This window comes from Streptomyces sp. NPDC005483 (assembly GCF_040606035.1).
Classification (GTDB): Bacteria; Actinomycetota; Actinomycetes; order Streptomycetales; family Streptomycetaceae; genus Streptomyces.
Genome location: NZ_JBEXEA010000011.1, coordinates 12,200 through 36,156, shown reverse-complemented (window position 1 = coordinate 36,156; position 23,957 = coordinate 12,200). Strand labels below are relative to the sequence as shown.

23 protein-coding genes and 1 tRNA gene are annotated in these 23,957 nt (G+C 70.5%); 18 read left to right on the top strand and 6 right to left on the bottom strand.

The window, feature by feature from the left end:
- The first annotated feature begins 123 nt into the window (after positions 1 to 123).
- Complete coding sequence (gene nudC, locus ABZT06_RS21925) at positions 124 to 1,068, top strand: NAD(+) diphosphatase (RefSeq protein WP_355743212.1); 945 nt, start codon at positions 124 to 126, stop codon at positions 1,066 to 1,068.
- A gap of 10 nt (positions 1,069 to 1,078) precedes the next feature.
- The gene (locus tag ABZT06_RS21920) at positions 1,079 to 1,690 is read left to right on the top strand and encodes a class I SAM-dependent methyltransferase (protein WP_355743209.1); all 612 of its coding nucleotides are present in this window, start codon (positions 1,079 to 1,081) and stop codon (positions 1,688 to 1,690) included.
- Positions 1,691 to 1,722: 32 nt separating this feature from the next.
- On the opposite strand, the gene ABZT06_RS21915 is transcribed toward ABZT06_RS21920, so the two are convergent.
- Positions 1,723 to 1,965: a mycoredoxin gene (locus ABZT06_RS21915; protein ID WP_355743206.1), complete on the bottom strand. Its 243-nt coding sequence runs from the start codon at positions 1,963 to 1,965 to the stop codon at positions 1,723 to 1,725.
- Positions 1,966 to 2,147: 182 nt separating this feature from the next.
- On the opposite strand from ABZT06_RS21915, the gene ABZT06_RS21910 reads away from it, so the two are divergent.
- From ABZT06_RS21910 to ABZT06_RS21890, 5 genes are all read left to right on the top strand, one after another.
- Positions 2,148 to 4,340: an ATP-dependent DNA helicase UvrD2 gene (locus tag ABZT06_RS21910; RefSeq protein WP_355743203.1), complete on the top strand. Its 2,193-nt coding sequence runs from the start codon at positions 2,148 to 2,150 to the stop codon at positions 4,338 to 4,340.
- A 169-nt stretch (positions 4,341 to 4,509) separates the two neighbouring features.
- Positions 4,510 to 4,833 (top strand): hypothetical protein, encoded by a 324-nt coding sequence (locus ABZT06_RS21905; protein WP_355743200.1) that lies wholly within the window; start codon positions 4,510 to 4,512, stop codon positions 4,831 to 4,833.
- A gap of 175 nt (positions 4,834 to 5,008) precedes the next feature.
- Positions 5,009 to 5,377 carry a WhiB family transcriptional regulator gene (locus ABZT06_RS21900; protein WP_355743197.1) on the top strand — a complete coding sequence of 123 codons (369 nt, stop codon included), beginning with the start codon at positions 5,009 to 5,011 and terminating at the stop codon, positions 5,375 to 5,377.
- Positions 5,374 to 5,697 carry a hypothetical protein gene (locus ABZT06_RS21895; protein ID WP_355743194.1) on the top strand — a complete coding sequence of 108 codons (324 nt, stop codon included), beginning with the start codon at positions 5,374 to 5,376 and terminating at the stop codon, positions 5,695 to 5,697. The genes ABZT06_RS21900 and ABZT06_RS21895 overlap by 4 nt, the downstream gene beginning before the upstream one ends.
- A gap of 103 nt (positions 5,698 to 5,800) precedes the next feature.
- Entirely contained in the window at positions 5,801 to 6,004 is a 204-nt protein-coding gene (locus ABZT06_RS21890) for a hypothetical protein (protein WP_355743191.1), read from the top strand.
- A 12-nt stretch (positions 6,005 to 6,016) separates the two neighbouring features.
- Here the strand turns inward: ABZT06_RS21890 and ABZT06_RS21885 are convergent, their stop codons facing one another.
- Complete coding sequence (locus ABZT06_RS21885; RefSeq protein ID WP_355743188.1) at positions 6,017 to 7,387, bottom strand: AarF/ABC1/UbiB kinase family protein; 1,371 nt, start codon at positions 7,385 to 7,387, stop codon at positions 6,017 to 6,019.
- On the bottom strand, positions 7,380 to 8,597 hold the full coding sequence (locus ABZT06_RS21880) for a TOMM precursor leader peptide-binding protein (protein ID WP_355743848.1): 1,218 nt from the start codon (positions 8,595 to 8,597) through the stop codon (positions 7,380 to 7,382). Before ABZT06_RS21880 ends, ABZT06_RS21885 begins: the two co-directional genes overlap by 8 nt.
- 264 nt (positions 8,598 to 8,861) lie before the next feature.
- Between ABZT06_RS21880 and ABZT06_RS21875 the strand changes: the two genes are divergently transcribed.
- The 4 genes from ABZT06_RS21875 (at position 8,862) to ABZT06_RS21860 (ending at position 12,606) form a co-directional block, all read left to right on the top strand.
- Entirely contained in the window at positions 8,862 to 9,458 is a 597-nt protein-coding gene (locus tag ABZT06_RS21875; RefSeq protein WP_355743185.1) for a M48 family metallopeptidase, read from the top strand.
- A 115-nt stretch (positions 9,459 to 9,573) separates the two neighbouring features.
- Entirely contained in the window at positions 9,574 to 11,169 is a 1,596-nt protein-coding gene (locus tag ABZT06_RS21870) for a TerD family protein (protein ID WP_355743182.1), read from the top strand.
- A gap of 4 nt (positions 11,170 to 11,173) precedes the next feature.
- Positions 11,174 to 11,851, top strand: a complete 678-nt coding sequence (locus ABZT06_RS21865) for an AIM24 family protein (RefSeq protein WP_355743179.1) — start codon at positions 11,174 to 11,176, stop codon at positions 11,849 to 11,851.
- 17 nt (positions 11,852 to 11,868) lie between these two features.
- Positions 11,869 to 12,606 carry an AIM24 family protein gene (locus ABZT06_RS21860; RefSeq protein ID WP_355743176.1) on the top strand — a complete coding sequence of 246 codons (738 nt, stop codon included), beginning with the start codon at positions 11,869 to 11,871 and terminating at the stop codon, positions 12,604 to 12,606.
- A 60-nt stretch (positions 12,607 to 12,666) separates the two neighbouring features.
- Here the strand turns inward: ABZT06_RS21860 and ABZT06_RS21855 are convergent, their stop codons facing one another.
- Together ABZT06_RS21855 and ABZT06_RS21850 are read right to left on the bottom strand one after the other, a co-directional pair.
- On the bottom strand, positions 12,667 to 13,188 hold the full coding sequence (locus ABZT06_RS21855) for an NUDIX hydrolase (RefSeq protein WP_355743173.1): 522 nt from the start codon (positions 13,186 to 13,188) through the stop codon (positions 12,667 to 12,669).
- Entirely contained in the window at positions 13,185 to 14,600 is a 1,416-nt protein-coding gene (locus ABZT06_RS21850) for a zinc-dependent metalloprotease (protein ID WP_355743170.1), read from the bottom strand. Before ABZT06_RS21850 ends, ABZT06_RS21855 begins: the two co-directional genes overlap by 4 nt.
- 192 nt (positions 14,601 to 14,792) lie before the next feature.
- Here ABZT06_RS21850 and ABZT06_RS21845 point away from each other — a divergent pair, with 192 nt between their 5' ends.
- The 4 genes from ABZT06_RS21845 to ABZT06_RS21830 all read left to right on the top strand — a co-directional run bounded on the left by ABZT06_RS21845 (position 14,793) and on the right by ABZT06_RS21830 (position 18,022).
- Complete coding sequence (locus ABZT06_RS21845; RefSeq protein ID WP_355743167.1) at positions 14,793 to 15,908, top strand: SDR family oxidoreductase; 1,116 nt, start codon at positions 14,793 to 14,795, stop codon at positions 15,906 to 15,908.
- Positions 15,909 to 16,114: 206 nt separating this feature from the next.
- Positions 16,115 to 16,576, top strand: a complete 462-nt coding sequence (locus tag ABZT06_RS21840; RefSeq protein ID WP_355743164.1) for a molybdenum cofactor biosynthesis protein MoaE — start codon at positions 16,115 to 16,117, stop codon at positions 16,574 to 16,576.
- A gap of 122 nt (positions 16,577 to 16,698) precedes the next feature.
- Positions 16,699 to 16,863, top strand: a complete 165-nt coding sequence (locus tag ABZT06_RS21835; RefSeq protein ID WP_355743161.1) for a hypothetical protein — start codon at positions 16,699 to 16,701, stop codon at positions 16,861 to 16,863.
- Between the two features lie 61 nt (positions 16,864 to 16,924).
- Positions 16,925 to 18,022, top strand: a complete 1,098-nt coding sequence (locus tag ABZT06_RS21830; RefSeq protein WP_355743158.1) for a PDZ domain-containing protein — start codon at positions 16,925 to 16,927, stop codon at positions 18,020 to 18,022.
- Between the two features lie 90 nt (positions 18,023 to 18,112).
- On the opposite strand, the gene ABZT06_RS21825 is transcribed toward ABZT06_RS21830, so the two are convergent.
- Positions 18,113 to 18,655: a PPA1309 family protein gene (locus tag ABZT06_RS21825; RefSeq protein ID WP_355743155.1), complete on the bottom strand. Its 543-nt coding sequence runs from the start codon at positions 18,653 to 18,655 to the stop codon at positions 18,113 to 18,115.
- A 164-nt stretch (positions 18,656 to 18,819) separates the two neighbouring features.
- On the opposite strand from ABZT06_RS21825, the gene ABZT06_RS21820 reads away from it, so the two are divergent.
- From ABZT06_RS21820 to ABZT06_RS21810, 3 genes are all read left to right on the top strand, one after another.
- Complete coding sequence (locus ABZT06_RS21820; protein ID WP_355743845.1) at positions 18,820 to 21,759, top strand: UPF0182 family protein; 2,940 nt, start codon at positions 18,820 to 18,822, stop codon at positions 21,757 to 21,759.
- Positions 21,760 to 21,814: 55 nt separating this feature from the next.
- Positions 21,815 to 21,888, top strand: a tRNA-Met gene (locus tag ABZT06_RS21815).
- Positions 21,889 to 22,094: 206 nt separating this feature from the next.
- Positions 22,095 to 23,927: a tetratricopeptide repeat protein gene (locus ABZT06_RS21810; RefSeq protein ID WP_355743152.1), complete on the top strand. Its 1,833-nt coding sequence runs from the start codon at positions 22,095 to 22,097 to the stop codon at positions 23,925 to 23,927.
- The last annotated feature ends 30 nt before the right edge of the window (positions 23,928 to 23,957 follow it).

The window sequence follows — 23,957 nt, the reverse complement described above, 5'->3', positions numbered from 1 at the left end:
GCGCGGCACACTGAAGGAGCCACCCGTACTGCGAAGCCCGCCGGACCCGGTCGCCCCGCGTCGTACGTCCCGCCGAACCGCCCGCCGAAACAATCCGCTGCACCGGGGGAGTTGGAAGCACCCGTGACCACCTTGACCGACCACACCGACGACCGTCCCGTCTCGCTCACCGCCCCCAGCGGCATCGACCGCGCCGCGCACCACCGGCTCGACGAGGCCTGGCTCGCCGCGGCGTGGAGCCACCCCACGACCCGCTGCTTCGTGGTCTCCGGCGGTCAGGTCCTCATAGACGAGACGGCGGACGGCCGTACCGAACTCGTCATGACCCCGTCCTTCGAGGCCCCGCTCACCGAGGCGCACCGCTACTTCCTCGGCATCGACGAGGACGGGGTCCGGTACTTCGCGCTCCAGAAGGACGCCCTGCCCGGCCGCATCGACCAGTCCGCGCGTCCCGCCGGTCTGCGCGAGGCCGGCCTGCTGCTGTCCGCGCGTGAGGCAGGTCTGATGGTGCACGCGGTCGGCCTGGAGAACTGGCAGCGCACCCACCGCTTCTGCTCCCGCTGCGGCGAGCGCACCGTGATCGCCGCAGCCGGCCACGTCCGCCGCTGCCAGGCATGCGGCGCCGAGCACTACCCGCGCACCGACCCGGCCGTGATCATGGCCGTCACGGACGAGGAGGACCGCATCCTGCTCGGCCGCCAGGTGCACTGGCCGGAGGGCCGCTTCTCGACCCTCGCCGGCTTCGTCGAACCGGGCGAGTCCATCGAGCAGTCGGTGCGGCGCGAGGTCTTCGAGGAGGCCGGCATCACCGTCGGCCCGGTCGAGTACGTCGCCAGCCAGCCCTGGCCGTTCCCCTCCAGCCTCATGCTCGGTTTCATGGCCCGCGCCACCTCCACCGACATCAACGTCGACGGGGACGAGATCCACGAGGCCCGCTGGTTCTCCCGTGACGAACTGGAGGCCGCCTTCGAGTCCGGCGAGGTCCTCCCGCCGTACGGCATCTCGATCGCGGCCCGTCTGATCGAGCTCTGGTACGGCAAGCCGCTGCCGACGAGGAGTTTCGTCTGAGAGGACGGGCATGCCGGACCCGTACTGGAACCACAACGTCCACTACCACCCCTTGGTGCTCGATGCCGTCCCTGACGGCTGCCGGGAGGCCCTGGACGTCGGGTGCGGGGACGGCCTTCTCGCCCGCAAGCTGGCCCGGAAGGCCGCGTCCGTCACGGGCGTCGACCGCTCACCGGAGATGATCCGGCAGGCGCGCGCGGCCACCGCCGGGAACATCACGTACCTGGAGGCGGACTACCTCGACGGAACGACCCTGCCCGAGGGCACGTACGACTTCGTCAGCGCGGTCGCCGTGGTGCACCACGCGCCCTTCGAGGAGGCCGTTGGCAGCCTGGTCCGGCTGCTGGCCCCGGGCGGACGGCTGGTGATCGTCGGGATGGCGTACAACGAGACCGCTTTGGACTGGTTCGTCAGTGGCTGTGGTCTGCCCGGGAGCATGCTGCTCAGACGGCTGCGGGGCGGCAAGCGGGCCCCGGCCGGCATGCCCGTCGAGGACTCGGCCATGCACTGGGGCGAGGCCCGCCGGGCTGCCCGTCGCCTCCTGCCCGGCTGCCGCTACCGGCGCCGACTGCTGTGGCGCTACACCGCGGTGTGGGACAAACCACAAGAAGGCGGTCCCTGAGCCGCCAGGAACCGCCTCCACGCCCGCAGTGCTTACGCGCTGATCTTCTGCTTCACCTGTGCCAGCGACGGGTTGGTGAGCGTCGAACCGTCGGCGAACAGAACCGTCGGAACTGTCTGATTTCCGCCGTTCGCCTTCTCCACGAACGCCGCGGACGCAGGGTCCTGCTCGATGTTGATCTCGGTGTACGCGATGCCTTCGCGGTCCATCTGCTTCTTCAGCCGCTGGCAGTAACCGCACCACGTGGTGCTGTACATCGTCACAGTGCCCTGCATGTCTCGCGCGCTCCTTCGGTGGCTCGGGGAAGAGGTCGTCCCATGGGGGAACGTATGCGGCCGGGGTGCCATTCCCGAGCTGGGTGCCCGGCCAGGTGGCGCCTGCCGCATTAGTACGACTGCGGCTACCTGCCTGTGGACAACCGGCTCACCCGTCTCCGCCGACCTGGCAGCATGGCCGTGTGACAGCAGCAACGCACTCCACGCTCTTCCCGCGCACACCGGACTCGGCCGACGCGGTGCTCGAAGGGCTCGACCCCGAGCAGCGCGAGGTGGCCACCGCCCTGCACGGGCCGGTGTGCGTGCTGGCGGGCGCCGGCACCGGCAAGACCCGGGCGATCACCCACCGCATCGCCTACGGCGTCCGGGCGGGCATCCTCCAGCCCTCCAGCGTGCTCGCCGTCACCTTCACCAACCGCGCCGCCGGGGAGATGCGCGGACGACTGCGCCAGCTCGGCGCCGCGGGGGTCCAGGCTCGTACGTTCCACTCGGCGGCCCTGCGACAGCTCCAGTACTTCTGGCCGAAAGCCGTCGGCGGGTCCATGCCCCGGCTCGTCGACCGCAAGATCCAGCTCGTCGCGGACGCGGCCGCCGCCTGCCGTATCCGCCTCGACCGGGGCGAGCTCAGGGACGTCACCGGCGAGATCGAGTGGTCCAAGGTCACCCAGACCGTGCCGTCCGACTACGCCCTCGCAGCCGCGAAGGCCGGCCGTGAGACCCCGCGCGCCGCGGCCGAGATCGCCCAGCTCTACGCCGCCTACGAGGACCTCAAGCGCGACCGCGCCGTCATCGACTTCGAGGACGTCCTGCTGCTGACCGTCGCCATCCTCCAGGACCGGCACGACATCGCCGAACAGGTCCGTTCCCAGTACCAGCACTTCGTCGTCGACGAGTACCAGGACGTAAGCCCCCTCCAGCAGCGCCTGCTTGAGCTGTGGCTCGGACGGCGGGACAGCCTCTGCGTCGTGGGTGACGCCAGCCAGACGATCTACTCGTTCACCGGCGCAACTCCCGACCATCTGCTCGACTTCCGTACCCGCCACCCCGGCGCCACCGTCGTCAAGCTGGTCCGCGACTACCGCTCCACCCCCCAGGTCGTCCATCTCGCCAACGGGCTGCTCGCCCAGGCTCGCGGCCGCGCCGCCGACCACCGGCTGGAACTGATCTCCCAGCGCCGGCCCGGTCCCGAGCCCGTCTACGCCGAGTACACCGACGAGCCCGCCGAGGCAGAGGGCGCCGCCCGCCGCATCCGGGAGCTCATGGACGCGGGCGTCCGGGCCAGCGAGATCGCCATCCTGTTCCGCACCAACTCCCAGTCCGAGACCTACGAACAGGCACTCGCCGACGCCGGAGTGCCCTACCAGCTGCGCGGTGCCGAGCGGTTCTTCGACCGGCCCGAGGTGCGCAGGGCCATCGTCAAGCTCCGGGGCGCCGCCCGCTTCGGCGGCAACGACTCACAGCTGGACGACGCCGTCGACCTGCCCTCCCAGGTACGTGCCGTGCTGTCGGGCGAGGGCTGGACCACCCAGCCGCCGGCCGGTTCCGGGGCCGTCAGGGAGCGCTGGGAGTCGCTGACCGCCCTGGTGAACCTCGCGCAGGACTTCGCCGCCGCGCGATCCGGCGCCACCCTGAACGACCTCGTGGCCGAACTCGACGAGCGGGCCAGTGTCCAGCACGCCCCGACCGTCGAGGGCGTCACCCTCGCCTCCCTGCACTCGGCCAAGGGCCTGGAGTGGGACGCCGTGTTCCTGGTCGGTGTCGCCGAGGGCATGATGCCGATCACCTACGCGAAGACCGACGAGCAGATCGAGGAGGAGCGCCGGCTCCTCTATGTCGGCGTCACCCGTGCCCGCGAACGCCTCCATGTCTCCTGGTCGCTCTCCCGCTCGCCCGGCGGCCGCCCCAACCGCCGTCCCAGCCGCTTCCTCGACGGGCTGCGCCCCGGCTCCACCGCCACCACCGGGCGAACCGCCGCCGGCGGTCCCGGAGGCGTCGAGCGCGGCTTCGCAAGCCCCGTCGCTGCCCCGAGACGCACCCAGCGCACCCCGGCGCGCTGCCGGGTGTGCGGGCGCACGCTCACCGACGCGGGCGAGTTGAAGCTGATGCGTTGCGAGGACTGTCCCTCCGACATGGACGAGGGGCTCTATGAGCGACTGCGCGACTGGCGTGCCGTGCAGGCGAAGCGCAGTGGCCAACCGGCCTTCTGCGTCTTCACGGACAAAACCCTGATGGCGATCGCCGAGTCGGTGCCCGACGACGAGCACGAGTTGGCGCGCATCCCGGGGGTCGGCATGCGCAAGCTCAACCGCTACGGAGCCGATGTGCTGACCATCTGCGCAGGCCAGGAGGTTGCGGAGGAAGAAGATGAGGACTGATCCCAACTCGTCGGAAAAATAGTTTGCGCATGCCCCGGCAATCCCCATAGGTTCTTAGCCACGGGGACGGAGGCCTTCTCGGAGGCCCCGATTCCGTGTTCTACTTGCATATCCGTCGGACAGCGGCTCGCGCCGCCGTCCCCAGAGACGCCGAGAGGAGGCGATTGAAGTGATCAGCATCGACCGCAGCAAGGCCATCAGCACCGCCAAAATGACCGATCTCTCGGTCGTCTCCACGTGCATGCTCGGCGTTTCGAACCTGGGCACCGGTATGTCCGGCATTCCTGCCGTCCGTCCGGCGTCCGCCCTGTCTCTCGCGGTCCTTCCCGTCCGTGAGCGCAATGAGCGACCGACCAAGGCACTGGAAGCAGTAGTGGCACAGGCGCATGCCTATGCCTTTGCGGCGGCCGGTGCCGGATTCCGGAAGCAGACGACGCAGCACCACCTGATGTGGGCCTTCCGTGGGCCAGAACCCTGGAGTGATCCAGCCTGATCATCGATCAGGTCGGCGCCTTCAGGGCCGCGGAACCCCATCCGGGATCCGCGGCCCTTCTGTTTTCCCCGAACGGGGAGAGCGGAGCGAAGGGGCCTCGGGACAAGAAAAGAACCCGGTACCAAGCGACTACCGGTCCAACAGGGCCGGACCGAACAGACGAGGAAGACGAACCGTGCAACTCGAAGCGCACGCCCCGTCCGTACCGCCTTCCGAAACGATCCCCCCGCCCGGCCCCACGGAGGACTCCGCCTTGATCCCCCTCACCGCGCTCACCGCGCTCGACGACGCCATCGAGAACCTCGGCGTACCCGTCCCCTGCCGCTCCTACGACCCGGAGGTCTTCTTCGCCGAGTCGCCGGCCGACGTCGAGTACGCCAAGTCCCTCTGCCGTACCTGCCCGCTGATGGAGGCCTGCCTCGCCGGCGCCAAGGAGCGGCGTGAGCCGTGGGGCGTCTGGGGTGGGGAGCTGTTCGTCCAGGGTGTCGTCGTCGCCCGGAAGCGGCCGCGTGGCCGCCCGCGCAAGAACCCGGTCATGGCATGAACATCGCAGGAACGATCGATCGCCCCCTCACGAACGACCCCACGAAGCAGGCCCCGATGAAGCCGTCCACCAGCGAGCCCGCAGGCTCCGCGATCCCAGACTTCACCACCACCGACGCGAACGACTCGCGTCAGAACAGGACCCGAGAGATGCAACTCATCCCAGAAGCCCTGGCTCGTGCGCATATGCACGACCGGCTGCATGAGGCCGAGCAGGAACGCCGGGCGATCCGCCTGGCGACCGCCCGCCGGATGCAGCGCCGGGCCGAGCGCGCCTCCATGCGTGCTCGCCGTGCGCTCGCCATGGCCGTCATGCAGTAACGGGACCCGGTAGTTCCCAGCGGGGGCCGGTCCGTCCGAACGGACCGGCCCCCGCGGTGCGTTGTGCCCGCCGAACCGCCGGATGGGGCGTTATCGTCGGCGAGTGACGAGTCTTCCCGGAGACGAGGGCGACAGCGAGGCGAAGCCCCTGTCCCTTGTGTGCGCCCGCTGCGGCACGCAGGCCGAGGGCTCACCGCCCACCTGGACCTGCTCCGTGGAGAACGGCGTCCGCCAGTACCTCTGTGACACCTGCTCCCGGGAGAACCTCAGGGCCATCGAGGGGCGGCTCGACTCGGCCTGGTGGTAGGGCCGACCCGCCTCACGCCTCCGCAGCCGCTTCCTGCTCGTCCCCCTCCTCGGCCGCCACGAATCCCGGCAGCCACTCCTCCAGCTCCTCGCGCAGCCGGACCGTCGCCCCGAGCTGGCACAGGACGCCGATGGTGCTCAGGGTGACCCGGTGTATCAGGAGGTACGCCGGGGGCAGGTTCAGCTGTTTGCCCAGTTGGTGGGCGGGGGAGCGGGGATCGGCGATCCGGGCCGCCTGGCTGCGCATCCAGCCACGGCTGAAGGTGAACGCGTCGACCTCGGCCGGTTCGATGATCGGCAGCAGGTAGTCGAGGACCGCGTCCGGGTCCAGCTCTATGGACTCCTTGACGAAGCCCTCCGCGCGGAGCAGTTCGTAGACCGCCTCGGCCTCGCCGTCCAGCGTCATACGCAGGCAGGTGCCGATGGTGTCCGGCAGACCGCCGGGGAGCCGGTCGACCGTGCCGAAGTCCAGGACGCCCAGACGCCAGTCCTCCTCGCCGTCCGGACCGCCGGGCAGGAGCCGGAAGTTGCCCGGGTGCGGGTCGGCGTGCAACAGACCGGTGCGGGCGGGGCCGGAGAAGAGGAACCGGGCCAGGAGCTGACCGGCGCGGTCGCGCTGCTCCTCGGTGCCGTCCGAGATCACCTCCGACAGGGGGACGCCCTCCATCCACTCCGTGATCAGGACCTGGTCACTCTGGTGGACCACCGCCGGCACCACGACGTCCGGATCGTCCGCGAACTCCTCGGCATGGGCCTGCTGGGCCTGCGCCTCCAGGCCGTAGTCGAGCTCCTCCGAGACCCGGTCGCGCAGCTCGGCGATGAGGGGCTTGATGTCGATACCTGGCACCAGGGGGCCCAACAGGCGGGCGAAGCGGCCAAGCTGGGTCAGGTCGGACAGCAGCGCCTCGCCGGCCCCCGGGTACTGGACCTTGACCGCCACCTCGCGCCCGTCATGCCACACGGCCCGGTGCACCTGGCCGATCGACGCCGCCGCGGAGGGCTTGTCGTCGAACTCGGTGAACAGCTCCTGCCAGTCCTCGCCCAGCCGCTCCTCGAGCACCGCGTGGACGGTGCGGGTCGGCATCGGAGGCGCCGCCTCCTGGAGCTTCGTCAGGGCCGCGCGGTAGGGGCCCGCCACCTCCTCGGGGAGCGCCGACTCGAAGACGGACAGGGCCTGGCCGAACTTCATGGCCCCGCCCTTGAGCTCCCCGAGCACCTTGAACAACTGGTCCGCGGTGCGCTGTTGCAGCTCGCGGCCGACGATCTCCGCGGACTCGCCCACGATCCGCTTGCCGAGTCCCCAGGTGGCCCGCCCGGCGAAGCCGAGCGGGAGCGCGGCGAGCTTGGCGGTTCGGGTGACCGCCTTCCGGGGAAGATCAGACATGCGCCCTCCAGGTGCCAGCAGGCCGTGGCGCGGTTGCCTTACGGCACAACTCCTCCGACGACCGTTGCTCCGCCATTGTCTCGTGCGCAGCCTCCTCCTTGGAGGTGTGTTCTCCCTTACCTTTCTCCGCGGCCCCGCACGGACATGCGGGATGCGGCCAGACCGGCCGCGCGTGCCAGCTCAGACCGGGCAGCGAGACCTCCCAGCGGGCGCCCGCGCTCGACGGCAGCCGGCCGTCCAGGAAAGCGAGCGCGTGCGCGGCCGTGAGGCCGGCGACCGTCGTGGCCAGTGCCAGGTCACAGGCCCGCGCCGGATGCCGCCTGCTGCCCGAACGCCACTGCGCCACCAGCCGGGGCCAGGCCGGGTCGCGGTCGGTCCGCGTCTCGTGCAGGCAGCCCGCGCAGCCCGTCTCTCCCGACAGGACGAGAGGGCCGACCACCCCTGTGGCCTCGACCACACCTGCGTACAGATGAGGTGTGCCGGACCGGACGAGAGGTTCGCCGGCGGCCGGGGCGGGCGCGTGCACGTCGACGTCGTCCCGCGGGGCGAGGACGACCAGGGAGAAGCCGGGGTCGTCCGCGTCCACCGAGGCCCGGGAGCCATGGCGCGGCGGGCGCCCCGGGGCCGCCGCGGACACCACCCGGCGTGCGGCGATGTCCCTGCGGTCGCCGACGGAGGCGGCGGGGAGACCGCCCGGGGCGACGTCCCCCGGCTCGACCCGGCCGCAGTCCCGCACGTCGACCTCTCCGACGCCGGCGCCGGAGAGCAGCGCGGCCAGCGCCACGCCCACCCGGCCCGCCCCCCTGACCTGCACGCGCAGTGAGCGGCGGGCGGCCAGGAGTCTCATCGCGTCACCCGGCTCCGACGTGGTCAGCGAGAGGGACGCCAGGTCGGGGGCCAGCCGGTCGAGGAGCTCCTTCTTCTCGCGCAGCGCGTCCGCGGCGGGCCCACCGCCCCTCGCGTCGTCGACGAGCCCGGCCCGCGCCAGCCGTGTCACCAGCGTGTCGACATGGTCGTCGGGCAGATCCATACGGCGTCCCTCCTCCCGCAGCAGCGCGAGGCCGCGCGTGCCGTTGATCAGGTCGAGGAAGCTGCCCGTCGCCGTGTCCATCGGACCCAGCGTCAGCGCATGCGCCGGGGTCATCCCGAACTGCACGGTGTTGAGATCGCGCCAGCCGCGCCGGAGCGCGGGCTTCATCTGCGGAACCATTGTGTGCTCGAGCGGAACCACTGCTGCTTGCATGCCAGGCCCCCGTAGCCCTCGTAGTACGTCCCCGTCCGCCGCCGGAGCCCGGGCGACGGTCGGTCGCGGCTGCGGTGGCGATGCCAGCATGCCCGGACCCGGCCCTCACGTGCCGAAAGTTGTCCACAGGTGGGGGCCATTCGTCGTACAAATAAGACGCATGGCGGGCGATCGGAACCGAACCGTCCCGGAGTCGGGACTTCCCCCGTGTGCAGCGGGTAACGTCGGGGCGTGCCCGCCGACCCACTGCACCGCGCCGGAACACCACAGCGCAGCACGACGAGCCTGCCGCCGAGCGGCTCGGGGGCGAGCGCGATCGAGGTGCGCAGGAGCAGCCGTCGACGCCGGACGGTCTCCGCGTACCGCGAGGGCGATCGCACCATCGTGCTCATCCCTGCCCGAATGTCCGAGGCGGAGGAGCGGCGCTGGGTGAGCGTCATGCTCGACAAGCTGGCCGCCCAGGAGAGCAAACGGGTCCTCGGCGACACCGAGCTCTCCGAGCGCGCGCAGCGGCTGTCGGCCCAGTACTTCGACGGCCGGGCGCGGCCCACCTCGGTCCGCTGGGTCACCAACCAGAACACCCGCTGGGGTTCGTGCACCCCGTCCGAGGGCAGCATCCGGCTCTCGCACCGGCTGCAGGGCATGCCGGAGTACGTCGTCGACTACGTCCTGCTCCATGAGCTCGCGCATCTTCTCGTGCCCGGCCACGGGCCCCGTTTCTGGCGGTTGCTGGAGGCATATCCGCGTACCGAGCGGGCCAAGGGCTATCTCGAGGGCGTGGTCGCCGCCGACCGGTTGCCGCACCTTCCGGGCGTCCGCGGAGAGTGACCGACGACCCGAACGGGTTTTTGTACCGGATCTGTACCGACCTCCGACGGTGTCCGAGTTTGCCGTTAGCCTGTCGCGACGCACTCGCATTCGGGATGGGGGACGGTCGTAACGCATGGCCAGGGAATTCCAGCGCGGCCACAAGGCCAAGATCAGTGACCTGACCGCGGGCACGGACCTGTACGTAGGCGTACAGATCTCCGGCCCCGGACTGACCTTCGACATCAGCTGCTTCGGACTCGACGCCGACGAACGGCTCTCGGACGACCGGTACTTCATCTTCTTCAACCAGCCGAAGTCCCCTGAGGACTCCATCCAGCTCCTGGGCGCGCAGTCGGGTGACACGGAGTCGTTCCGGGTCACGCTCGACCGGATTCCGTCGCAGATCCAGAAGCTGTCGTTCACGGCGACGATCGACGGCGCCGGCCAGATGTCGCAGATCGCCCCCGGCTATCTCCGTATCGTCGCCGGTGGCGAGGAAGTGGCCCGGTACTCGTTCGACGGCGGCGAGTTCTCCACCGAGCGTGCCGTGATGGTGGGCGACCTGTACCTGAAGGACGTCTGGCGGTTCGCCGCGGTCGGCCAGGGATTCGACGGCGGTCTGGACGCACTGCTGAAGAACTTCGGCGGTGAGGTCGCCGAGGAAGAGCCGGAGTCCGCGCCCCAGCAGTCCGCTGTCCCCGCCCAGTCCCAGGCACCGGCGTTCGCCCCGCCCTCGCAGGCCGAGGCGCCGCCCGCACCGGCCCCTTCGTTCGGCGCGCCGCCGGCTCCCGCGCCCGCCCCGTCCCTCCACACCGCTCCGACGATCGCCGGAACCCCGGCCGCGCCCGCCGCGCCGACGAGCCCGCAGACGTTCACTCCTCCGGGGCAAACGTTCACGCCCCCCGGCGCCCCTCCGGCAGGCCAGTACGCGCCCCCCGGCGCACCCGCAGGTCAGTTCACGCCCCCAGGCGCCGTCCCCGGCCAGTTCGCGCCCCCCGGTGCTCCCGGAGCCTTCCCCGGTCAGGCGCAGCCCTTCGGTGGTGGCACGCAGCTCGCGCCCGTGCCGCCCGAGGCCAACGTCCGGGTCGTCCTGACGAAGTACGCGGAAGCCCCCGTCGGCGACCGCTGGACCGAGCAGAACCAGAACCTGGTGCGGGCCACCCTCACCAAGGACGCCCCGATCCTCGCCAAGCAGGGCAGCATGGTCGCCTACCAGGGCGACATCGACTTCGCCCACAAGGGCTCGGGCCTGCTCGGCAAGCTCACCGGGGCACTCACCGGCCAGGGCATGTCCCTGATGCGCTGCACCGGCAACGGCGAGGTGTTCCTCGCCGACGAGGCCAGCCGGGTCTTCGTCATCCGCCTCCAGGGCGAGCAGCTCTACACCAGCGCCCAGGGCGTGCTCGCCTTCGACGAGTCCCTGGACACCGAGGTCCGCCGCATCGAGGGCGAAGGTTTGCCCGGTGGAGGCTTCTTCAGCATGCTCTTCTCCGGCACGGGAGCGGTCGTCGTCAAGACACGCGGCGTGCCCGTCGTCCTGCCCGTCGGCGCGGCCACCTATGTCGACGGCAACGCCGTCATCGCCTGGTCCGCCGGTGCGCAGGCGGTCACCACGACCTCGCTCAGGCTGCGCCGCTCCGGGTACGCCCGGCAGACCACCGAGGCCGTGAACCTCCAGTTCCGCGGCGCCCCCGGCAACTTCGTCGTCGTACAGCCCTTCGAGGTGTGAGGCCATGGACTCCCAGACTCTGAGTGCGCACCGCGCCGCCGCGACCGGCGTCCGCATGAGTGTGCACAGCTCCAAGACGCTCAAGGTCACCATGGCCACCGGGCACGACCTGATCGCCAAGGCCGGCTCGATGATCGCCTACGACGGCTATGTGCAGTTCGACGGGGCGCCCGCGAGCCTGCGCCGGTCGGCGGAGGAGATGGTCTCCGGCGAGGGCGGCAAGCTGATGCTGGCCCGCGGCGACGGTGACCTGTACCTGGCCGACTACGGCGGCGACATCCTGGTCCTGCACCTGGGCGGCGAGGCGCTGTCCGTGAACGGTGCCACCCTGCTGGCCTGCGACGCCTCGCTGGAGCTGGCCATCGAACCGGTCAAGGGGCTCGCGAAACTCTCCGGCTCCGGCCTGACCAACCTGGTCATCAAGGGCACCGGCTGGGTCGCCCTGGTCAGCCGGGGCATTCCGATGGCCCTGGACTGCGCCGAACGTGAGACGTACGTCGACCCGGACGCGCTCGTCGCGTGGACGACCGGCCTGGAGATGAAGGCCCGCCGCACCATCAAGGCGAGTGCCCTCATCGGCCGCGGCAGCGGCGAGGCCTTCCAGATCGGCTTCAAGGGGCAGGGCTTCGTCGTCGTCCAGCCGAGCGAGGACACCGGCGACCGATTCAAGATCCGGGGCTGAGGGGAGCACCAGGCACCATGCACAGCACACTCTTCGCACACGTCCCGGTCGAGTCGACCGGGCGCTACACCCTGCAGAACCCGCAGCTCCTGAAGACCGACGTCGCCCAGGGCAGCAGCCCGATCCTTGCCCGGCAGGGCGCCATGGTGGCCTTCGAGGGTCAGGTCGAGTTCGACAGCCAGTACCGCAACCGCAGCTGGCGCAACGTCGAGCGGATGACCGGCGAACGCCTCGAACTCATGCGCTGCAAGGGCAACGGCATCGTCTACCTGGCCAACCTCGCCCAGCACCTGCACATCATGGAGGTCGGCTCCGGCATCACCGTCGACAGCTCCTATGTGCTCGCCTTCGACGGCTCCCTCGGCGTCGGCATCGTCGCCGTGGACAGTGCCGTCGAGGTGGCGGCCGCGGGCGCCTACAACCTGGAGCTGTCGGGCTCCGGGCAGGTCGTGCTGATGACCTCCGGTGAGCCGCTGGTACTGGAGGTGGGACCGGACAAAAACGTCTGCGTCGACTCCGACGCCGTCATCGCCTGGTCCACCTCCCTGCGCACCCAGCTCCAGGCACCCACCTCCACCTCCGGTGTGTGGCGCCGCAGGGGCACCACCGGTGAGGGCTGGGAGATGCACTTCGGCGGCACGGGCCACGTCCTGGTCCAGCCCAGCGAGCTGCTGCCGCCCCAGGGCATGCGCAACGGCGGAGTGCTCGGCCAGTTCGGCATGCGCGGCAACTCCCTCGGGGGCAGCAACAGCTAGGCATGTGTAAGGGGCGCCCGCTATTGCCGGGCGCCCCTTACCTCCGCGCCGAGAAGAAGCTCACCACCTCGCGCGGGTCGCTTCCAGCAGTCGTACGACGGACTCGTCCGCCACATCCGCCACCTCGTCGTAGGCGAACCACCGCACGTCGAGGGACTCCTCGCTGATCGCCTCCACGGCCCCGGACGGGGCGAGCGCCGCGTACTGGACGTCGAAGTGCCAGTGACAGGGCGCCGGGATGGGGTGCCGGTCGAGGCGGACCGGGCCGCCGGGCAGCAGGGTCAGACCTGCGATGCCGGACTCCTCCGTCGCCTCGCGCAGCGCCGCCGCCTCCAGGGAGGTGTCGGTCGGCTCGCAGTGACCGCCCATCTGGAGCCACATCCGCAGCTTCTTGTGGAGGGTGAGCAGGACCTTTCCACGAGACGGGTCGATCACCAGGGCACTCGCCGTGATGTGCCCTGCCTCGCAGGACTTCCACATGCCGTCCGGATGAGCCGCCAGATGGTCCAGGTAGGCCTGGCGAAGATCTGCCTGGTCCTCGTATCCCTTGAGGACCAGGGCAGCGTCGTCATGAAGGCTCACTCGGAGTCGTCGTCCTTCTTCTTGAGGTCGGGCTTCTCCGCGGCCTCGCCGAGCATCTTGTCCAGCTCGGAGAAGTCCAGCTGCTCGCGGTGCACGAAGCCGTCCGGGTCGTCCAGGTCGGACGCGGTCGGCAGCATGTCCGGGTGGGCCCACAGGCCGTCACGGCCGTCGACACCGCGCGCGTCCGTGAGCGAGGCCCACAGCCGGGAGGCGTCGCGCAGGCGGCGCGGGCGCAGTTCCAGGCCGATCAGCGTGGCGAACGTCTGCTCGGCCGGGCCGCCCGAGGCACGCCGGCGGCGCAGGGTCTCGCGCAGCGCGTCGGCGGACGACAGGCGCGGCTTCGCGGCCGCGTGGACCACCGCGTCCACCCAGCCCTCCACCAGCGCCAGAGCCGTCTCCAGACGGGCCAGGGCCGCCTTCTGCTCCGGAGTGTCCTCCGGCTGGAACATGCCCTGCTGGAGTGCGTCCTGAAGCTGCTCGGGGTTCTGCGGGTCGAACTGGCCGACCACGTCCTCCAGCTTGGCGGTGTCGACCTTGATCCCGCGCGCGTACCCGTCGACCGCGCCGTACAGGTGCGAGCGCAGCCACGGGACATGCGCGAAGAGGCGCTGGTGGGCGGCCTCGCGCAGGGCGAGATACAGCCGCACCTCGTCCTTGGGCACGCCCAGGTCCTTGCCGAAGGCCTCGATGTTCGCCGGCAGCAGCGCGGCCTTGCCGGCCGGGCCCAGCGGCAGGCCGATGTCGGTGGAGCCGACGACCTCGCCCGCGAGCACGCCGACGGCCTGCCCGATCTGGGTGCCGAACATCGCGCCGCCCATCGAGCGCATCATGCCGATCAGCGGGCCCGCCATGGCCTGCATCTCCTCCGGCAGGACGTCACCCATGGCGGTGCCGACCCGCTCGGCGACCGGGTCGACGAGCTCCTTCCACGCGGGCAGGGTCGCCTCGACCCACTCCGCGCGGGACCACGCCACGGCGGAGCCCGCGCCGGACGGCAGCGATGTCGCGTCGTCGAGCCACAGGTCGGCCAGGCGTACGGCCTCCTCGACCGCGGTGCGATCGGCGGGGCCGATGCTCGCGTCCTTGGTGCCGTCCGAGGTGCCCTGGGAGACCGTCTGGCGGGCGATCTGCTTGGCCATGTCCCAGTTCACCGGGCCGCCCTCGTACGAGAGCATCTGGCCCAGCTGCTGGAAGGCGGCGCCCAGGTCGGTGGGGTTCAACGAACCGAACATGGCTGCGAGCGGATTGTCCGCACCGGGGCCGCCAAAGCCTCCGGCTCCGGGCAGACCGCCGAAACCGAACGGGTTGGCCGGTCCCTGACCACCACCGCTCTCCTGGTCCTTCTTCTTGCCCTCGTCGCCGTCGTCCGGCTCCTCCGGCGGAAGGCCGAATCCGAATGGGGTGTCACTCACGGGATTCCTCGGCTGGTAAGGCCACCGGTTGCCTCCGGCGGCGCGGCTGCCCGATAACACCCCCCAGCGTAGACACCAACGGCCGTTAGGGCCTCGGTGCTCCGCCGACTGTCCGCCTGCGGCAGGATGGATGCCACCTGGTACGTACGCGTCACTCGCGTTCCTACTGAAGACAACCGCTGGAGACGCCCGGTGAGTTCCCCTGATCCGCAGGTTCGCGCAGCGCGAAACCAGTCAACCAATCCCGCCACGCGCGGGCCAGTCGTCGCGGTCACCGGCGCCGCGTCCGGCATCGGAGCGATGCTCACCGAGCGGCTCGCCGCCTCGGAGGAGATCAAGCAGGTCATCGCGCTCGACGAGCGGCGTGGTGAGTGCGCCGCGGCGCAGTGGCACATCCTGGACGTACGGGATCCGGCCATCGCGGAGAAGCTGCGCGGGGCCGATGTCGTGGTCCATCTGGCGCTCGACCTCGATCTGGAGACCGACCCGGCGGCGCGTACGGCGTACAACGTCCGCGGGACGCAGACCGTGCTGACCGCCGCGGCGGCCGCGGGCGTCCACCGGGTCGTCCTGTGCACCTCCGCGATGGTCTACGGGGCGCTTCCGGACAACGAACTGCCCCTGTCGGAGGACGCCGAACTGCGGGCCACCGCGGAGGCGACCGGTGTCGGGGACCTGCTGGAGATCGAGCGGCTCGCACGGCGGGCGCCCCGGGCGCACCCCGGGCTCAATGTCACCGTCGTGCGGCCCGCCGTGCTGGTGGGCGGCGGCACCGACACCGCTCTGACCCGGTACTTCGAGTCGCCGCGGCTCCTGGTCGTGGCCGGATCCCGGCCCGCCTGGCAGTTCTGCCACGTCGAGGACCTCTGCAGCGCTCTGGAGCACGCCGTCCTGGAGAAGGTCGACGGGGAACTCGCCGTCGGATGCGACGGGTGGCTGGAGCAGGAGGAGATCGAGGAGCTCAGCGGGATCCGCCGGATGGAGTTGCCGTCGGCGGTCGCGCTCGGGGCCGCGGCCCGGCTGCACCGGATCGGTCTGACGCCGTCTCCCGCGGGGGATCTCGCGTACACGATGTACCCCTGGGTGGTGAGCGGGAGCCGGCTGCACGACGCCGGGTGGCGGCCGCAGTGGACCAACGAGGAGGTGCTCGCGGAGCTGCTGGAGGAGGTCGCCGGACGGCACACGGTCGCCGGGCGGCGGCTGGGCAGGAAGGATGCGACGGCGGCGGGGGCCGCTGGGGCGACGGTGGCGCTGCTGGGTGCGGCGGCTGTCGTACGGCGGGCTCGGAAGGCTCGGCGGCGGATCTGAGGGTGCGCTGTGCGGGGTGCCGCGTGCGACCGGTCGGCGGCTGCGGGAGCGCCGTGGCTGGTCGCGCCCACGCGGCGGAGCCGCAAGTCGATACAGCCCCGCGCCCCTTCGGGGCGCTTCCCTGTACGAGCCTCCGAACGCGCACGCGCGTGTGCCAGGTGACAGCTCCATTCCCCCTTGTCCCGGGCGTGCGGCACGATGGACGTATGGCATCGACCTTCGACCACCCCGGTGAGCAGACCGCCGATGAGCCGATCAAGCTCATCGGCATCCGCGAGACCCCCCTCTCCCTCGACGAGGTCTTCCGCGCGGTCGGGGACGACGCGGCCGGGGGGACCGCCCTGTTCGTCGGGACCGTGCGGAACCACGACGGGGGCGCCGACGTCGACAAGCTCGGCTACTCGTGCCACCCCAGTGCCGAGGCCGAGATGCGAAGGGTCGCCCAGAAGGTCGTCGCCGAGTTCCCGGTGCGGGCCCTCGCCGCTGTGCACCGCGTCGGGGATCTCGGAGTCGGGGACCTCGCCGTCGTCGTCGCCGTTTCCTGCCCGCACCGGGGCGAGGCCTTCGATGCCTGCCGGAGACTGATCGACGATCTCAAGCACGAGGTGCCGATCTGGAAGCACCAGACGTTCTCCGACGGTACGGAGGAGTGGGTCGGCGCCTGCTGAAACCCTTCCTTCACCCCTCCGGTTGCGTAACCGCACCCCTGGCGTGAGCGTTGTCAGTGCGGATGGTTAATCTGTTGATCAGTCAGTTCTGCGGTTGATCGGTATGGGGTCGGGAGGTCGGCATGGGGGCGCTCGTCTGGTTGTTGATTCCGTTGTTCGCCGCGATCGTCGCCGGGCTGTGGGGCAGCTGGGCCAACCGGACCCGCAAGGCGCGCAACGACGGCCCCGAGCTCGACGGATACGCCCGTTTCCGCGCCGCGATGGAGAAGTCGCACTCCGGCACCTGACGTCCACGTCACGGCGGCGCCCTGACGATGGTCCGACAGGAGCGTCCCGTACTGTCGTGCCATGCCACGCCGCACCGCGACGATGCTCGCCTCCACCCTGATGCTGATCGCGCTTCTCTGCGCGGGAGTCTTCATCAAAGTGCCCTACGCCGAGATGTCACCGGGCCCCACGGTGAACACCCTCGGGGACCACGGCGGCGAGCCGGTGCTGCAGATCTCCGGACGCAAGACGTATCCGACGAGCGGTCACCTGAACATGACCACCGTCCGGGTCACCAGCGCCGACTACAAGATGAACCTCGTCGAGGCCGTGTACGGCTGGCTCGCGCACGACAGCAAGGTCGTACCGCACGACACGCTCTACCCGGACGGCAAGACCGAGGAGCAGTCGACGCAGGAGAACGCCGAGGAGTTCAGCCAGTCCCAGGAGAGCGCCAAGGTCGCCGCCCTGAAGGAACTGGATGTCCCGGTGCAGTCCTGGGTGATCGTCTCGACCGTCGTCAAGGACTCCCCGGCCGAGGGCAGGCTGCACGCCGGTGACGTCATCAAGGCCGTCGACGGTACGGCCGTGAAGGCGCCGGACGATGTCGCGAAGCTGGTGACGAAGCACAAGCCGGGTGAGGACGTCGTCTTCACCGTCGTGCCCGCCAAGGAACAGGCCGCCGCCGAGAAGGCGCACAAGACGGCAACCAGGACCGAGAAGGTCACCATCACGACCCGGGCCTCCGACGACGAGGGGGAGAAGCGCGCCATCGTCGGGATCGCCGCCGGGACCGACCACACCTTCCCGTTCACCGTCGACATCAAGCTCGCCGACGTCGGCGGTCCGAGCGCCGGTCTGATGTTCGCGCTCGGCATCTACGACAAGCTCACCCCGGGCAGCCTGACCGGCGGCAAGTTCGTCGCGGGCACCGGGACGATCGACGACGACGGCAAGGTCGGCCCGATCGGCGGCATCGAGATGAAGACGGTCGGCGCGCGCGACAAGGGCGCCCAGTACTTCCTGACGCCCGCCGACAACTGCGCGGCCGCCGCCAAGGACACCCCGGGCGGGCTCACCCTGATCAAGGTGAAGACCATCGACGACGCCCTCGGCGCGCTCAAGGACCTCCGCGAGGGCAGGACGTCCGACCTGCCGAAGTGCACGACCAAGGGCTGACCGGCACGCGCGTGTACGACGACGGGGGCGCCCCTCACACCGAGGGCGCCCCCGTCGTCGTAACGGGAAAGCCGGGAGAGCTGGGAGACCTCAGTCCGCGAACGTCGCCGACAGAGCCTCCGCCAGGCCGGGGACCAGGTCGCGGCCGGTGAGGACCTCCGTGGGGGAGTCCTTCTCGCGCAGCCGCAGGGCCGAGTCGCGGGTGCCGTTGCGCAGGACCGCGACCGTCATGCGGACCTCCTGACGGTCCGGGTGCTCGGCGACCCACTTCGCCAGCTTGGCGTCGCTCAGCCCCTGCGGGACGGACGCCTCGGCGGACGGCGGCAGCATCAGGCGTTCCACGGTGAGCGCGCAGCCGACGACCGCGTCGGGCCAGGCGATGGTGCCGAGGAACTCGTCGAGCGGCTTGCCCGCGGGAATCTCGTCCTGCTCGATGGGGGTCAGGGCCGCGGACTCCCGCGCCTCCTCCAGACCGAGCTGGCTCGCGAGAGCGGGTTCCTGGGCTCGCAGCCGGGCGGTGTCTACGAGGGCGAAGAGGCGGGCGGGCTGGTCCCAGCCGAGGCCGGAGGCGTACTCGTCGATCTCGAGTACGGCCCGGGTGAGCGGGCTCGCCGCCATGGGGGTGTTGGACATGGTCACAATCCTGCCTCGTTCGTGACCGGAATCGGGAACCGAGTAAACGGTGAGTAAGTTGCATAGGTGTGGGCCCGCGATCACGGGGGGCCACCCAGGGCCCGCGAACACGAGGGCCTGACGGATCGACAGCGAACTTCGAGGTGCGCACCTTGGCTTTCCAGATGCCGGACCGCGGCGGAGGCCCGACAGGGCCGCGGATGAGAGTGGGCCGCCCGTCCCGGCGTGCCAGGACCCTGCTCATGACGCTGGGCGTCCTCGCCGTCCTCGGCATGGCGTTCACCATGTTCGCGGGGTTCTGGACGGACTGGCTCTGGTACCGCTCGGTGAACTACTCGTCCGTGTTCACCACCACGCTGTGGACCAAGATCGGGCTGTTCTTCGTCTTCGGTCTGCTGATGGCCCTCGCCGTCGGCGTGAACATCTGGCTGGCCCACCGGCTGCGCCCGCCGCTGAGCGCCATGTCGATGGAGCAGCAGAACCTCGACCGCTACCGGATGGGCATCGCACCGTACAAGAAGTGGCTGCTGCTCGGGATCGTCTCCCTGGTGGGCCTGATCGCCGGCGCCTCCGCCTCCAGTCAGTGGCGGACCTGGCTGATGTGGGTCAACGGCGTGTCCTTCGGCCAGAAGGACCCGCAGTTCCACCTCGACATCTCCTTCTACACCTTCGACCTGCCCTGGTACCGGTTCCTGCTCGGCTTCGGCTTCGCCGCCGCGATCCTCTCGGTGATCGCCGCCGCGCTCACCCATTACCTGTACGGCGGTCTTCGGGTCACCTCCCCGGGCGCGCGTGCCACGGCCGCCGCGACCGGCCACCTTTCGGTGCTGCTCGGCATCTTCGTCGCACTGAAGGCGGTCGCGTACTGGCTCGACCGGTACGGCCTCGCGGTCAAGTCCAGCGACTTCAAGGCGACCGACAGCTGGACGGGCCTCAGGTACGTCGACGCGAACGCCTATCTGCCGGCCAAGACGATTTTGTTCTGCATCGCGGTCATCTGCGCGCTGCTGTTCTTCGCCACCCTGTGGCGGCGCACCTGGCAGCTGCCCGTGATCGGCTTCGGCCTGATGGTGCTCTCGGCGATCCTCATCGGCGGGCTCTACCCCGCGATCGTCCAGAAGTTCCAGGTGCAGCCGAACGAGCAGGCCAAGGAAGCGCCGTACGTCGAGAAGAACCTCAAGGCGACGCGTGAGGCCTACGGCATCGACGACGCCTCGGTGACCGAGTACGACGGCAAGTCCACCACCTCGGACAAGACCAAGCTGCGCGACGACGTCGACGCCACGGCGAGCATCCGGGTCGTGGACCCCAACGTCGTCTCGCCGACGTTCCAGCAGCTCCAGCAGATGCGGAACTACTACGCGTTCCCGACCAACCTGGACGTGGACCGCTACAGCAAGGACGGCAAGGACCAGGACACGGTCATCGGGCTGCGTGAGCTGAACCTCGCCGGCATCCCGAAGAACAACTGGATCAACGACCACTTCCGTTACACCCACGGTTACGGCGTGGTCGCCGCCAAGGGCACCGAGGCCGACGCCGAGGGGCGCCCGGTCTTCACCGAGTCCAACCTGCCCTCCCAGGGCGACCTCGGGACGTACCAGCAGCGCGTCTACTACGGCGAGAAGACCACCACGTACTCGATCGTCGGCGGTCCCCAGAAGGAGATCGACTACTCCGACGACTCCGGCGAGAAGACCTACAGCTACGGCGCCAAGAGCGGGGTCAACCTCGCCAACCCGGTCAACCGGGCCGCGTACGCGGTGGCGTTCAGCGAGCCGCAGATCCTCTACTCCGGAGCGATCGGCGAGGGCTCGCGGATCCTGTACAACCGCACACCGAAGCAGCGCGTCGAGGCGGTCGCCCCCTGGCTGACCATCGACGGCGACGCCTACCCGGCTGTGGTGAACGGCAAGATCGAGTGGATCGTCGACGCGTACACGACGACGAACGGCTACCCGTACTCCTCGCGTACGACCCTCGGTGACACCACGGCCGACTCGCTGACCGCGACGAACAACCAGCGCGCGGTGGTGGCGCAGCAGAACCAGGTCAACTACATCCGCAACTCGGTGAAGGCGACCGTCGACGCGTACACCGGCGAGGTCAAGCTCTACCAGTGGGACACCAAGGACCCGGTCCTCAAGACCTGGATGAAGGCGTTCCCGGGCACCGTGGAGTCGAAGAAGGACATCTCCACCGACCTGATGGCCCATCTGCGGTACCCGCAGGACCTGTTCAAGGTCCAGCGTGAGCTGCTGGCGCGCTACCACGTCGAGGACGCGGACACCTTCCTCAGCGGCAGCGAGGTGTGGCAGGTGCCGGACGACCCGACCAACAAGTCGGGCGACGCGGTGCCGCCGTACTACCTGAGCATGAAGATGCCCGACCAGTCGGCCCAGGCGTTCTCGCTCACGACGACGTTCACGCCCAACGGCCGGGACAACCTCAGTGCGTTCATGTCGGTCGACGCCGAGGCGGGCACCACTGACTACGGCAAGATCAGAATCCTGAAACTGCCGACCAACACCACGGTCAACGGGCCCAAACAGGTGCAGAGCCAGTTCAACTCCGAACAGGACATCGCCGAGACCATCAGCCTCCTCAACAGAGGCGACTCCAATGTGGAGTACGGCAATCTCCTGACGGTGCCGCTGGACGGCGGACTGCTCTACGTGGAGCCGGTCTACGTACGCGGTGGTGGACTCAAGTACCCGCTGCTGCGGAAGGTGTTGGTCACCTACGGAGGCAACACCGCCTTCGAGGACACCCTCGACGAGGCCCTGAACAAGGTGTTCGGAGCGAACGCTTCGACCACGCAGCCTCCGGACGACGGCGGGACCACCACCAAGCCGCCGCCGACCTCCGCCAACCCGACGGTCCAACAGGCGCTTGACGACGCCCAGAAGGCCTTCGACGCCGGCCAGGAAGCCCTGAAGAAGGGCGACTGGGAGGCGTACGGCCGGGCCCAGGAGGATCTGAAGGACGCGCTCAAGCGTGCCGAGGACGCGCAGTCCGCGGCGGGCAAGGGCACCGGCAGCAGTGCGAAGCCCAGTAGCAGCCCGAGCCCGCGGAGCAGTCCGAGCAGCAGCCCCAGCGGCTGATCAGCCGCTGGTCAAATGCCCACCCCCGCGCCGTGATACGGTTGCTACACAACGGCGCGGGGTGGAGCAGCTCGGTAGCTCGCTGGGCTCATAACCCAGAGGTCGCAGGTTCAAATCCTGTCCCCGCTACTGAAATCGAAGGCCCGGATCCTCTTGAGGATCCGGGCCTTCGTGATGTGCGAACGCATGTACCGGCCGCTGCGACGGCCGTGCCGCCTCCGGGAGTTGGGGCGACTGTGTTTGACTTGTCTCTCTGTGGGCATGTCGACAAAACGCTGAAGTGACCTCAATGGCTGCGGTATACCAGGTGTACCCAGGTTGATGGTGGTGCGACGATGGACGTTATGGGGGACAAGGCAACTCTGTTGGAGACAGGGCGTTTTGTGCAGCCTGCCGATTTTTCGGAGTCGACGGGCGACTTGTCGCAGCCCATGGACCGGGACGAGACCGGGGAGGCTGCCGAGGAGGCACGGCAGCGCATGGCCGCGCAGGCCGGCGATGTCGAGGCGATGAGCGTCCTCGGCGCCCTCCTGCTGCGCCGCGGTGACCTCGACGGAGCCGAGCCCCATCTGCGTGCCGCCACCGCCGCCGGCGACCGTGCCGCCGCCAACAACCTCGGCGTCCTGCTGCACCAGCGCGGCTACGCCGACGACGCCGCCGGCTGGTGGCGGATCGCCGCCGTCGCCGGGTCCGCCGCGGCCGCGCACGCGCTGGGGCGGCACCATCGTGAGCGGGGCGACGAGCCCGCCGCCGAGTACTGGCTGCGCCAGTCCGCCGAACAGGGACACGCGCTGGGCGCCTACGCGCTCGCCGACCTGCTGGAGCACCGCGGGGACGGGGGCGCCGAGCAGTGGATGCGGATCGCCGCCGAGCGGGGGCACCGGGAGGCGGCCTATCGGCTGGCCCGTGCGCTCGACCGCCGGTTGGCCGAGTGCGCCGTCGGCGACGACGACGGCGCCGGGGCCGAGGCCGAGCAGTGGTACCGGCAGGCCGCCGCGCGCGGACACCGGCGGGCGGCGCTGCACCTCGGGGCGATCCTGGAGCGGCGCGGCGCGCTCAAGGAGGCCGGGCGCTGGTATCTGACCTCCGCCAAGGACGGCGAGGCGCGGGCCGCCTGCGCCCTCGGATTCCTGCTGCGGGACGCGGGCGACACCGAGAGCGCCGCCGTCTGGTGGCTGCGCGCCGCCCAGGACGGCGACGGCAACGCGGCCAACGCGCTGGGCGCCCTGCACGCCGAGCGTGGCGAGTCGCAGACCGCCGAGCGCTGGTACCGGGCGGCGATGGACGCCGGTGACGACAACGGCGCGTACAACCTCGGGCTGCTCTGCGCCGAGCAGGGGCGGACCGCGCAGGCCGAGCAGTGGTACCGGCGGGCCGCGTACGCGGGGCACCGGGAGGCGGCCAACGCGCTCGCCATCCTGCTGCTCCAGGGCGGGGACACCGCCGGGGCGGAGCCGTGGTTCTCCAAGGCCGCGGAGGCCGGGAGCGTGGACGCCGCGTTCAACCTCGGCATCCTGTTCGCAGGGCGGGGCGAGGAGGCCGTCGCGCTGCGGTGGTACGAGCGGGCCGCAGCCGCCGGGCACACCGAGGCCGCGCTCCAGGTGGGCATCGCCCGGCTGCGGGACGGGGACGAGGCCGGTGCCGAGCGGCATCTGCGGTGTGCGGCGGGGGGTGGCAGCGCGGAGGCCGCGTACCGGCTGGCGACCGTGCTGGACGCCCGACGGCCGCCGGTGCCCGCGCACTCGCTCGGAGAGCCCGTGCACGAGGAGAAGAGCGAGTGCGAGGAGTGGTACGAGCGGGCGGCCTCCCAGGGGCATCGCCGGGCCCAGGTGCGGGTGGGCATGCTCGCCGCCGCGCGGGGCGATGTCGTGGAGGCGGCCCGGTGGTACCGGGAGGCCGCGGAGGCGGGGTCCCGCAACGGGGCGTTCAACCTGGGGCTGCTGCTCGCCCGTGAGGGGAGTGAGCCGGAGGCCGCCGTGTGGTGGGCCCGGGCCGCCGACGCGGGGCATGGACGGGCGGCGTTGCGGTTGGCCCTGGTCTACGCGCGTCGGGGTGAGCTGGCCGAGGGACAGCGGTGGGCCGACCGGGCCGTCGTTCTCGGGCCCGCGGAGGTTTCCGAGCGGGCGGCCCGGCTCCGGGACGCGTTGAGTGAGGAGCTGTCGGCGTAGCGGTGCGTGGTGTCGGGCCGCCTCGCACCA

What these genes read in the sequence shown, in the direction of transcription:
- ABZT06_RS21825 (WP_355743155.1), bottom strand. Translation starts at nt 18,655, where the DNA reads ATGTCCAACACCCCCATGGCGGCGAGCCCGCTCACCCGGGCCGTACTC.
- ABZT06_RS21880 (WP_355743848.1), bottom strand. Translation starts at nt 8,597, where the DNA reads ATGGTTCCGCAGATGAAGCCCGCGCTCCGGCGCGGCTGGCGCGATCTC.
- ABZT06_RS21810 (WP_355743152.1), top strand. Translation starts at nt 22,095, where the DNA reads ATGGACGTTATGGGGGACAAGGCAACTCTGTTGGAGACAGGGCGTTTT.
- ABZT06_RS21915 (WP_355743206.1), bottom strand. Translation starts at nt 1,965, where the DNA reads ATGCAGGGCACTGTGACGATGTACAGCACCACGTGGTGCGGTTACTGC.
- ABZT06_RS21830 (WP_355743158.1), top strand. Translation starts at nt 16,925, where the DNA reads ATGCCACGCCGCACCGCGACGATGCTCGCCTCCACCCTGATGCTGATC.
- ABZT06_RS21865 (WP_355743179.1), top strand. Translation starts at nt 11,174, where the DNA reads ATGGACTCCCAGACTCTGAGTGCGCACCGCGCCGCCGCGACCGGCGTC.
- ABZT06_RS21920 (WP_355743209.1), top strand. Translation starts at nt 1,079, where the DNA reads ATGCCGGACCCGTACTGGAACCACAACGTCCACTACCACCCCTTGGTG.
- ABZT06_RS21895 (WP_355743194.1), top strand. Translation starts at nt 5,374, where the DNA reads ATGAACATCGCAGGAACGATCGATCGCCCCCTCACGAACGACCCCACG.
- ABZT06_RS21885 (WP_355743188.1), bottom strand. Translation starts at nt 7,387, where the DNA reads ATGTCTGATCTTCCCCGGAAGGCGGTCACCCGAACCGCCAAGCTCGCC.
- ABZT06_RS21840 (WP_355743164.1), top strand. Translation starts at nt 16,115, where the DNA reads ATGGCATCGACCTTCGACCACCCCGGTGAGCAGACCGCCGATGAGCCG.
- ABZT06_RS21870 (WP_355743182.1), top strand. Translation starts at nt 9,574, where the DNA reads ATGGCCAGGGAATTCCAGCGCGGCCACAAGGCCAAGATCAGTGACCTG.
- ABZT06_RS21860 (WP_355743176.1), top strand. Translation starts at nt 11,869, where the DNA reads ATGCACAGCACACTCTTCGCACACGTCCCGGTCGAGTCGACCGGGCGC.
- ABZT06_RS21820 (WP_355743845.1), top strand. Translation starts at nt 18,820, where the DNA reads ATGCCGGACCGCGGCGGAGGCCCGACAGGGCCGCGGATGAGAGTGGGC.
- ABZT06_RS21835 (WP_355743161.1), top strand. Translation starts at nt 16,699, where the DNA reads ATGGGGGCGCTCGTCTGGTTGTTGATTCCGTTGTTCGCCGCGATCGTC.